Here is an 8,457-nt window from a genome sequence, read left to right as displayed (position 1 = left end):
GTTATTTAACTATTTTCAAGGTGACCCTATTTTGCCAACTGCTTTTGCAGATTGCTATTAACAATACACCCACGAAAAGTTAATGTCTCCCCGGAAATTCTACCAGATCCTCTTCTCCTCTCTGAGGTTATTACTTTCGTAACCGGCCATTTAAAACACTCACATTAGAGTTAAAAGGATTGCCCGATGATCTGCGGAAAGATACTATTTGTCCGCAATGCCAGAGTGCATCTGCTATAGGGCCATTGATCAGGTTCCAGAACGGAAGTTCTGTGCCGTTTCCAAATTTGATTACATAACCTTCAAGGTCTTTATCGGAGCTCTTTCTCAGCACTTGACTGACCTGTCTTAAATTCGAAAGCGTTAAAGCCCTCTTTTGTGTAAAGGGCAAATCTTCAGGTGGGTATGCTGATTCTTGTTGCACCGCGTTGGCGATCAGGTAAGACATCTGAAAAATATGGTCTATCGTTTCTGCCGCAGAGCGGGCATCATCACCCGGCCGGAAAGCGAGGTCTTCCGGGCGAAGGCCCTCAGTGGCCCAATAAAACCTAAAGCCTAAGCCATCCACCATTCTGGCAGCCACGCTTCCTGCAGTATAGCTTTCCGGGTAATCGGGTATCTGGCTGTAGTAAAGCACTTCATCGTTTGAGTTATCCTGGGCGTTCAATGAAAAAGCCATGATCATACATATTGCAAGTGTAGTTGCAGCCTTCAAAGTCTTCATTAGAGGTTTATTATTGGTATTGATTTAAAATACCCTTTTATGCCCGTTAAAAGAAGTAAACTTACATAAGAGGTGATTGAGGCTGTTTAACTACCAGACTATTTTATCAGAATGCCAACTTTTATCCTTCCTGTTACTGCCACGGGAAAATTACTGTCCCCCAAAATAAATCCATAGTGGTTACTGCGGAAATCGTAGTAGTCGTAGTAGTTGTCAGAGGACTTTTGATTGCTAAAACCATAACCTACGCCAATGGAATAGTCCATCAAAAAGAAGTTATCATAAACTATTTGTTTGCCCAGGTTGATGACCAATGCTCCGGCTACTATGTCCTGATCTGGATCGTTATAGTACGGAGAACTCTGGCTGTTGACTTTATTGCGGTAAATGGAAAGTAATATCTGAGGTTTTACATAGCTGCCCTTTAGAATGTGGGCATATTTCATTCTTTGTGAATAGAAATCAGGAGTTTTCAGGAATTTATACCCTGATGAAACATACACTCCGGCGCTGGATGAGTAATCGTCTACATTAAAACCTACGCCGATAATACCCAACTCCGTTTCAAAGCTCCTGCCCGGCCGTATACTCTTTTCATACGAAAATGCCAGGTGCTCCGCCAGAGGAGAAATAAAATGAAATTTCAATGCATGCTTTTTATCTTCCGCATATGAGCTTGGATCAGTTAGCGGATCTTTAAACTCTATCTCGCGACCACTGCTGAGAAGCACTTTGCTCACATCGGTAACCGAAATGCTGATGATAGGAGAGTCTTGCAATTCCTCTTCTGAAAGGCGGTATTTTATTTCATTGACCCCGATTTCAATGATCTTACAATCAATGACCGTCTTGTCCTTTTTGTAGATTTTATCCTGAGCCTGAGTGTAGCCGGTAATAAGCAGTAATAACAGGGATAGAAGCGTTAATCTCATGAGGGTAGGTTTAAGTTTTTGCGAAAGATACAAATTAAAAGTATAATAAATCAATAAATATTATTAATTTATTTACTTGAAAAGTTGGGGTAAGTATAATCAACCATTTTTTGCTTAATTGCATGAATTTCCATTGTGTATGTTTATCAGCCAAGAGCCAATCCTTTACGGTATTTTAAAAGACCATCTGCTTTTTTTAGAATTTGAACGTTTAATGGTTTTAGGTATAGATGTACTAAGGGGTGCAGTTAGTGTCGAGTACGAGCTGAAAGGCCGTGCCAGTTGGGTATGGCATTTAAAGTAGTAGTAATGAGAAAAAGAATCATGGAAAATAGATTGATCAGGAGTTATTTATTGCTGCTTCTTTTGTTCGTAGGCAGTGTTAATTCTTTTGCGCAAAAGTCAGATTTACCATTTTCAGTTGAAGAGATGAAAAATTTGATAGCGTTGGTTGATACAATACCCTCTCAGACCAAGAACTATCATGTTTGGTTTCAAATGGAAAGTTGTGATACTAGTGAATTGGTTACCCACATATGGATTAATGAAAAATTGGGAGATAGAACCTTTAAAGACTCGGGGGTAAATATATGTAAGTTTTATCCTTACAAGAAGGGGCATGTATTTATCTACATGTTGCAAAATTGTTCTCTTGATATACCTGAGTATTTACTAAAGGAGACACAACTTCCTTTTAAAGCGGAAGATTCTCCTTTCTATACTAGCTCTGGTATGTATCGGTCAATACTAACCCGCAAAACTGGCGATGTGATACATCACTACCTTTTAATACCTTTAAACGAAGATGAGGGGGTTGAAAAAATGTTAGAGAAGTTTAAAGATATTTATTAGTGCTCTTTGATGATATCAAGGTAGCGTTCACCGAGAGCATTTTCAATAGTATCAGGAACCATGAAAAGCGATCTTTAAATGAAACAGAGCCCTATGGTAATATTTCTTCTGACACTTTTTCTTCTTATTTCATTTTTATGCAAGGGACAGGTAAGGACGATTACCGGAAAAATAGTTGATGAGTTTGAATTTGAGCCAATACCAGAAGTTAGGATTCATAACGGTGACACGGTTCGACTGGGGACTACGGACAGAAACGGAAATTTTGAAATCGAACTTCTCTCCGGAGTAGACGAATTGCTACTCAGTTTTATTGGTATGGAATGGACTTTGATAAAAGTACCTGCCAATTGTAATGACCTGGAGATTATTATGATAGCTGACGGAACCTACGATTTTATGACGATTCGTAAAGTAAACCGGAAACGATACAGAATCTTTAAAGACTTGAATAACAAACATCTACAAGCGTATGAAAAGGGGATTTTTACTTCTAATGCTCCATGCTTCACATATATTTTTCATAAGTATTTAAATAACAATGGATTCCACCAGCAACAACAGGATTAACAAATAATATTTTTATAAACTGATTTATTAGTTGATGCCCGGATACTTTAAAGTGTCAATGAGTTACTTTTATCTTTTTTGCCTTACGTTTGTTGTATTACAACAGCACTAACCAAAACTGCAAACTATGTCAATAACATGTGAAAATGAGCTGCTGGGCATGAGGAAGATCAGCGAAGTAGTAGGCTTGACCCTGAAGGAAATGAGAAACTATGCCAAACCGGGCATGACTACAAAGCATCTGGATGAATTCGGAGGAGCTATACTGAAAGATTATGGCGCAGCTTCTGCCCCAAAACTTACCTATGGCTTTCCCGGTTGGACTTGTATCAGTGTGAATAATGAAATAGCCCATGGTATTCCTTCTGCTAAAACTATCCTTAGGGAGGGAGACCTCGTAAATATCGACGTTTCTGCTGAGCTTAATGGCTTTTGGGCCGACAACGGTGGCTCATTTGTGTTAGGTGAAGACATCCACGGGCATCAGCACTTGGTGGAAGCATCAAAGAGCATTCTCCATAAAGCCATACATAGTATCAAAGGAGGAGTGAGGATCTCCGAGGTAGGACGGCTAATAGAAACAGAAGCCAGGAAAGCAGGATACAGAGTAATAAAAAACCTTACCGGTCACGGGGTAGGCAGAAGCCTGCACGAAGAGCCGGCAGAAATAGCCAATTGCTATGACCCGTTCAATAAAAAACGGTTCAGGAAAAACTCTGTCGTGGCCGTTGAAACCTTTATCTCCACGGATTCAACCATAGCCAACACTCAGCAGGATGGATGGACATTGCTGGGCAATAGAGGGGGCTACGTTGCGCAACACGAGCAGACGATAGTCATTACCGGTGATAAGCCGGAGATACTCACTGCCTGCAATGGTATCTGGGATTAAGCTTTTAAAAGCGCTGCCGGGAAGGTTTTGGCATTCCCGGCAGGCAGGTAACTTTTATCTAGAATTCCAGGAGCTTTTTAGCCTGATCCTGTAGCAAGGTCATATAAAGTTCGTTAATGATAGAGCCTTCCTTAAAATGCTGCTCAATGTGAGATAACTTAGGCTTGAGAGCCAAAACGTGCATACCGCAGTAGTGGAAAATGTCAGTGAGGTGGCTCAGGGCAAGGCCTGCTCCCTGAATGCCAGAAGAAACACCCACAAGGGCGCACTTCTTATCCCTGAAACTGTCAGGAAATTTCAAGCCGTCAATAAAAGTTTTAAGCACACCGGGGAATGAACCATTGTACTCCGGCACCACGAATACAAACCTCTTATTCTCAGCCATCACTTCCCGGAAGTGATTAAAAGCCTCATTTTTTCCAGCGTTGTTGTATAAAGCCGAAAAGGCAAAATCGTGAGGAAGCTCGGTTAGGTCAATAAGCTCAGTGTCTATATTGAGTTCCTGTAAAATGCCCTGATAGATTTGTGCAATCTGATAGGATACAGAATCGACACGGTTTGTGCCACATACAATTACTATTTTCTCCATTTTTTACTCGGTTTCATCAATCAGGTCACCCAGGTTTTCAAGGCTCACGTCAATGATGGTTGGTTTTGTTTTAACATAAATAAGGTCGCCCGACGAGATGATACGCCCACTAAGTTCACCGCTTACATGTACTATAATGTCATTGGTGCCCCGGTGGAAAATGTTAGCGTTCGTGGCATGGAGGTCACTGGCTTCAAACCGGCCATCACCCGAAGCAAACATTACCCTCAGATTCTCTACGGAGCCAGACATATAAAAGTTTGTGATATCATTACTTACTACTTCCAGAGCCGTAGTGTTTAAGTTCAGCTTAAAATCCCCGCTTTCATTTTCACTGATCAGGCTTAAGTCCGGAAAACTAAGCGTTCCCTTCGAACTTATCAAACCACTGCCGGCTAACCTGATTTCTGCTATGTTCGGGTGAGTGATCTTGACCACCGGAAAGTCGTAAGACCGTACCCAACTGCACGAATTATCATTGCGAATGAGCAACCGGTCATCGATCACCTCGTAGTAAATATCACTGATAAGATTTTCACCGGCCGATAGCATTACTATCTGTTCAGGGCCCTGCTCAATTACCACATTGAGGTCAGCAGTTACTTCCAGAAGGCTGAATGGAGCTACATCTAAAACCACTTCGGTATTGTCTCCCGCTTTTTGCAGGCAGTCAGGAGCATTTTCCGAGTCGCAGCCATACATCAGTATGATCAGTAATATTATATAATTCCTGTATTTCATTTTACCCTCCAGCCTATGGCAAATTCTGCCGCTTCTGCTTTGGCTCCATGTGATTTCACTACCAGGGAGCTGTAAATTTTATCATTAATATATTTTCTTACCCCAAGCCGCAGGTATACCTTGCCGTAGTAGTCATACTCATCATAGATGTAGTAACCTGCCTGAGAGATCAGTGAAACATCACTTACAATCCATTCATGGCTCAGGGCCACGCCAATGCGGTGCCAGTCCGGTAACTCCTGGCCTTCCAGCCTGTAGTCGTATTTAATATCATTTTTTAGCGAAAGTGAAGCAAACCACTCCAAGGTAATGCCTAATGCGCTTTTATGATTGAGCCGTTTATCCACTAATCCGCTAACCACCCAGAAAGGCCTTGAGCCGGAACCGATTTTTGAATATTCGTGCATACCTCCCGACAATGTAATCGTATAGCCTAGTCCGGGCTTTTCTACCGGCTCCTCTTCAATGTAGGTATATTCCGTTGGGGTATAATTGATCAGATATGACAGCCCCAAATTGGCACTGACAACATTAATGCCCGAGTTAGGCTTTCTGATTGCCCCGTTGGAAAAATGCGTGAAGGCCAGATGCGTATTAAAAAACAATCTTTCAGTTAGCTCACGCTGATATTCGGCTTGAAACAATATGCCAAAGTTAAGGTCAGTACTTAAAACGTTGTTCTTATTGTTGTTCTCTTTGTCATACTTGTTGGTGTTATATCCCAGCCCCAATCCGATCTTAAATTTGAACTGGTTTTTAGACAGCTTGTTTTTATTGAGATAAAAGTTGAAATGTGGGATCAAACCGAATGATTTTCCCAGGCTCTCATTCTTATAATCAAGGTAAATGAACGTTAAGCCGACGTCAGGGAAATTATAGCGTTGGTGCCAGGCTTCTGTACCATAGGTTTTCTGATCATAAGTTATACGAAACCCAACAGGATGGTCGGTGATCAGGTGGCCAATCTGTCGCTTATGTTTAAAAATAAACCCTTTGAAATAATCGACACCAATAAACTTATTGCCATTGTTGCGGAACTGGCCAATGCCCAGAGAGGGAAGGGCAAGGCAAAAAATAAGTATGATTCCTCTGAGATATCGCATTAGAATAAATAAAGAACCCATTCAGGAGGTAACCGAAAGTAATACCCTCACATAAAATGGGTTGCGCACTGAAGTGCGAAATTAGACTAATTCATCCGTTAGTAAAAATTTTTCAGCTTTTCGAGGTCTTCCGGTGTATCTACACCTACCGATGCATATTCGGTTTCTGCAACTTTGATTACATAACCATTTTCAATCCAACGCAATTGTTCAAGGGATTCGGCATACTCCAGGCCGGATACCGGCAAATTGGTGATCTGTTTCAGGATGTCACTTCTGTATGCATAGATTCCAATATGTTTGAAATATTTCCTCTCCTGAAGCCAGTCTTCTTTTTTAGAGTTGCGGTTGTAAGGCAGCGTAGCCCGGCTAAAGTAAATGGCATCGTTATTTACATTGAAAATGGCTTTGACCACGTTCGGGTTAAACAATTCCTCCTGGTCTTCAATTTGCTTCACGAGCGTTCCCAATTGGGTATTTCCATCAAGAAGGCCGGCCAGGAGGTCAATCTGTGAAGGATTGATGAACGGTTCATCCCCCTGAATATTGATCACGTAGTCGTAATCCTTGTCCTGAATGGTCAATGCCTCATAGCAGCGGTCAGTGCCACTTTGATGGTTTTCGCTGGTCATGCAGGCTTTGCCGCCGAAGCTGGCAGCCTCTTGCATAATAGCTTCATGGTCAGTGGCAATCACCACATCACTTAGCAAAGCAGACTTTGTGGCTTGCTCATAAACCCGCCTGATCATACTCTTGCCACCAATATCAGCCAGCGCTTTTGCCGGGAATCTTGTAGACCCGTACCTGGCTGGGATTATTCCCAATATATTCATTCCTGATTATCCAATTTAACTTTTAAAGATGTGCCCTCATCACTCAAAACCACAATTTTTGCATCCCTTTCTATATAGTCGCCCCTTGTATAGGCATCGTAGATCTCCCCGCCGATCATTACTTTACCACTGGGGCGAAGTACGGTATAGGCAGTACCCGTCATGCCCACCATGGATTCCGTTTTAAAGTTTGAGGTATATCCCTGATCTCTGCCCATGGTATCCATCAGCGCTACCCTGGAGAAGACTTTAGTGTTGGTGAGCCTGACCCCTCCGATAAAAAGCAGTACCATGCTGCCCAGCATGCCAGCGAGGGCGGCAGCTACAGCTATAAGCAATTCATTGAAGCCTACAAAAGAGAAGTCAAAAGCATCATTGTTAAGCATCACCAAAACCAGGGAGCCTATGGTAATAACTATTCCCGAGATACCGGCAATGCCAAATCCAGGGATCACGAATATTTCAAGCGCTATAAGCACTATACCCACAAAGAAAGCTATGATCTCCCAGTTTTCTGCAAGCCCGGTGAGGTAGTAAGGCACAAAATACAAAATCAAAGCAATACCTGCTGCCGCAATAGGAAAGCCTACGCCCGGCGTTTGAAGCTCAAACCAGATACCACCTATAATGACAAGTATTAAAATACCACTTACAAAAGGGTTGAGGAATATGGAGATTATTTTTTCCGTACCACTCAGCTCATACTCCACAAGCTCATAATCTTCCACGCCATTCTTTTCTAGGATTTCCTCTATGGAAGTTACTTTACCTTCACAAAAACCATATTTAATGGCTTCCGAAGTAGAGAAAGTGATCACCTGCCCGGCCTGGGTAACGCTGTCAATCTCGATCGACTGATCTACCATGGCCTCCGCTATTTTTGGATCGCGGCCACTTTCTTCGGCTATGGACCGCATAGTGCTGCGCATGTAAGACTGGTATTTGTCAGGAGCGGCGCCACCATCGGCAGTTACTACAGTGGCAGCCCCTATGTTTGCCCCCGGAGCCATGTAGATGCTGTCGCAGGCGATAGAAATCAAAGCCCCGGCAGAAGCAGCATCCTTGTTAATAAACACCCAGATCGGCTTTTCAAAATCAAGTATTCGCTCCACAATATCCTTGGCATCCGTTACAGCCCCGCCATAAGTATCCATTTCAATGACTACATAATCAGCTTTATTGTCTTCGGCGTGCTTGAGGGCGAGATCAACATACCGGTTC

General features: G+C 42.4%; 10 protein-coding genes. 3 read left to right on the top strand and 7 right to left on the bottom strand.

Annotation, left to right across the window (positions count from 1 at the left end):
• Positions 1–130: 130 nt before the first annotated feature.
• Together E1163_RS05035 and E1163_RS05030 are read right to left on the bottom strand one after the other, a co-directional pair.
• Positions 131–724, bottom strand: a complete 594-nt coding sequence (locus E1163_RS05035; protein WP_246223507.1) for a DinB family protein — start codon at positions 722–724, stop codon at positions 131–133.
• Positions 725–822: 98 nt separating this feature from the next.
• Positions 823–1,656 (bottom strand): hypothetical protein, encoded by an 834-nt coding sequence (locus E1163_RS05030; RefSeq protein WP_155170145.1) that lies wholly within the window; start codon positions 1,654–1,656, stop codon positions 823–825.
• Positions 1,657–1,965: 309 nt separating this feature from the next.
• Between E1163_RS05030 and E1163_RS05025 the strand changes: the two genes are divergently transcribed.
• From E1163_RS05025 to map, 3 genes are all read left to right on the top strand, one after another.
• Positions 1,966–2,508 (top strand): hypothetical protein, encoded by a 543-nt coding sequence (locus E1163_RS05025; protein ID WP_155170143.1) that lies wholly within the window; start codon positions 1,966–1,968, stop codon positions 2,506–2,508.
• A 78-nt stretch (positions 2,509–2,586) separates the two neighbouring features.
• Positions 2,587–3,078 (top strand): carboxypeptidase-like regulatory domain-containing protein, encoded by a 492-nt coding sequence (locus tag E1163_RS05020; RefSeq protein WP_155170141.1) that lies wholly within the window; start codon positions 2,587–2,589, stop codon positions 3,076–3,078.
• A gap of 127 nt (positions 3,079–3,205) precedes the next feature.
• A complete protein-coding gene (gene map, locus E1163_RS05015) occupies positions 3,206–3,970 on the top strand; it encodes a type I methionyl aminopeptidase (protein ID WP_155170138.1) in 765 nt (254 codons plus the stop codon).
• Positions 3,971–4,028: 58 nt separating this feature from the next.
• Here the strand turns inward: map and E1163_RS05010 are convergent, their stop codons facing one another.
• The 5 genes from E1163_RS05010 to E1163_RS04990 all read right to left on the bottom strand — a co-directional run.
• Entirely contained in the window at positions 4,029–4,559 is a 531-nt protein-coding gene (locus E1163_RS05010) for an NADPH-dependent FMN reductase (RefSeq protein WP_155170136.1), read from the bottom strand.
• Between the two features lie 3 nt (positions 4,560–4,562).
• Entirely contained in the window at positions 4,563–5,300 is a 738-nt protein-coding gene (locus tag E1163_RS05005) for a head GIN domain-containing protein (protein ID WP_155170134.1), read from the bottom strand.
• Positions 5,297–6,403 (bottom strand): acyloxyacyl hydrolase, encoded by a 1,107-nt coding sequence (locus tag E1163_RS05000; protein WP_185155962.1) that lies wholly within the window; start codon positions 6,401–6,403, stop codon positions 5,297–5,299. The genes E1163_RS05005 and E1163_RS05000 overlap by 4 nt, the downstream gene beginning before the upstream one ends.
• A gap of 98 nt (positions 6,404–6,501) precedes the next feature.
• Positions 6,502–7,236 carry a 3-deoxy-manno-octulosonate cytidylyltransferase gene (gene kdsB, locus E1163_RS04995; protein ID WP_155170130.1) on the bottom strand — a complete coding sequence of 245 codons (735 nt, stop codon included), beginning with the start codon at positions 7,234–7,236 and terminating at the stop codon, positions 6,502–6,504.
• Positions 7,233–8,457, bottom strand: a 1,225-nt coding sequence (locus tag E1163_RS04990) for an NfeD family protein (protein WP_155170128.1), incomplete at its 5' end; no start/stop codon positions are given. The genes E1163_RS04990 and kdsB, both read right to left, overlap by 4 nt.

Origin of the sequence: Fulvivirga kasyanovii (genome assembly GCF_009711405.1) — a bacterium.
Lineage (GTDB): Bacteria > Bacteroidota > Bacteroidia > Cytophagales > Cyclobacteriaceae > Fulvivirga > Fulvivirga kasyanovii.
The sequence above is the reverse complement of the archived record's forward strand: the minus strand, read 5'-3'. Positions and strand labels throughout refer to the sequence as shown.

Coding starts and splice junctions, on each gene's coding strand:
- E1163_RS05035 (WP_246223507.1), bottom strand. CDS start 724: ATGAAGACTTTGAAGGCTGCAACTACACTTGCAATATGTATGATCATG.
- E1163_RS05030 (WP_155170145.1), bottom strand. CDS start 1,656: ATGAGATTAACGCTTCTATCCCTGTTATTACTGCTTATTACCGGCTAC.
- E1163_RS05025 (WP_155170143.1), top strand. CDS start 1,966: ATGAGAAAAAGAATCATGGAAAATAGATTGATCAGGAGTTATTTATTG.
- E1163_RS05020 (WP_155170141.1), top strand. CDS start 2,587: ATGAAACAGAGCCCTATGGTAATATTTCTTCTGACACTTTTTCTTCTT.
- map (WP_155170138.1), top strand. CDS start 3,206: ATGTCAATAACATGTGAAAATGAGCTGCTGGGCATGAGGAAGATCAGC.
- E1163_RS05010 (WP_155170136.1), bottom strand. CDS start 4,559: ATGGAGAAAATAGTAATTGTATGTGGCACAAACCGTGTCGATTCTGTA.
- E1163_RS05005 (WP_155170134.1), bottom strand. CDS start 5,300: ATGAAATACAGGAATTATATAATATTACTGATCATACTGATGTATGGC.
- E1163_RS05000 (WP_185155962.1), bottom strand. CDS start 6,403: ATGCGATATCTCAGAGGAATCATACTTATTTTTTGCCTTGCCCTTCCC.
- kdsB (WP_155170130.1), bottom strand. CDS start 7,236: ATGAATATATTGGGAATAATCCCAGCCAGGTACGGGTCTACAAGATTC.